General features: G+C 70.1%; 2 protein-coding genes. Both read right to left on the bottom strand.

Going from position 1 to position 1158, the window contains the following annotated elements:
- Positions 1-758, bottom strand: a 758-nt coding sequence (locus tag H928_RS0101660) for an aminotransferase class I/II-fold pyridoxal phosphate-dependent enzyme (RefSeq protein ID WP_021024928.1), incomplete at its 3' end; no start/stop codon positions are given.
- Positions 751-1158 (bottom strand): cobalamin biosynthesis protein (locus tag H928_RS0101655; RefSeq protein ID WP_021024927.1); only part of this gene is annotated, 408 nt, incomplete at its 5' end. The genes H928_RS0101660 and H928_RS0101655, both read right to left, overlap by 8 nt.

Raw genomic sequence — 1158 nt, 5'->3', positions numbered from 1 at the left:
TGCCGGCCCTTCCAGTGGCGCAGGGTGTCCAGGCTGCGGGCCAGCCAGGCCTGCACCTCGGGCGTTACCCAGGCCTGCAGCATGGCCACCCCATGGGCCCCTACCACCCACGAAGGCGCCAGCGCCCGCAGCGCATCGATCTGCGCCTGCGCCGTGCCCTCGGGCGCAATCGCATAGGCCGCGCGCACCCCCGTCATGCCCAGCGCTTTGTTGGGCGTCCACAGCTGCCAGAGCGCAGCCATGTCGCGCGGCGGCGCAGCGCCTTCCAGCCACAGCGGCCGGTAGGCGCAATCCAGCACCAGGCCATGGTGGCTGGCATCGTCAGGCAAAGCCTGCCAAATATCTTCGACCCGACCCAGCGGGCTGGAGGGTTCGCAGGCCCAGTGCAGGCCGTCACCCCATGCCGTATTGCGGCTGCTGCGACGCAGCCCCCACACCTCCGCCGCCTGGGCGTAGTCGCCATAGCTATGGCGCGGCAGGCTGATGCGGGTGGCGCCCTGGCGCAGCGCATGCTGGGTCAGGCGGTGGATCAGCTCGCTGCTGCTGCCGCCAATGACCAAGCGCTCGGGAGCAACCGCATGGAAGGCCGCCAGCTGCAGGCGCAGCGCCGTGTAGTGCGGGTCGGGGTACTGCGCCAGGTGCGCGGCCTGCAAGGCTGCCACGGCCTCCGGGCAGGGGCCGCAGGCATTGCGGTTGGTGGAGAAATCATGCGCCGGCACGCCCAAGGCGTCGGTGCCACCATGCTCGTTATCAGCCATGGGCCAAGGCTCCTTGCGCCATTGAGGCGATTGCTATCTTTAGCGCCAAACCCAGGGCCAGCAGCAAGGCGCACAGCGCCTGTGCCCACACCACTCTACCCGCCAAGGCCAGCGCCCGCTGCATATCCTGGGCCTGCGGTGGCCTGCCTTGTGGGTTGAGCTGGTACACACCAGGTTTGGACAGATGCACACCCAGCGCCTGCGCCATCGCCCCCATCGGCCAACCGCCATTGGGCGATGGCGTGACCGCCGCATCGCGCCGCAGGCCGGACCAGGACAGGCCCCCCGCCCGCAGCGCCAACCAGGCTGCGGTGATGCGGGCCGGCAACCAGTTCAGCACATCATCGGCCCGGGCTGCCCATTTGCCGGCCCATTGCCAGTGGCGGCGCTGCGCGCCCTG

Origin of the sequence: Comamonas sp. B-9 (genome assembly GCF_000410635.1) — a bacterium.
In the GTDB taxonomy this organism is placed as follows: Bacteria; Pseudomonadota; Gammaproteobacteria; order Burkholderiales; family Burkholderiaceae_C; genus Comamonas.
This window is presented reverse-complemented; position numbering and strand designations above follow the sequence as displayed.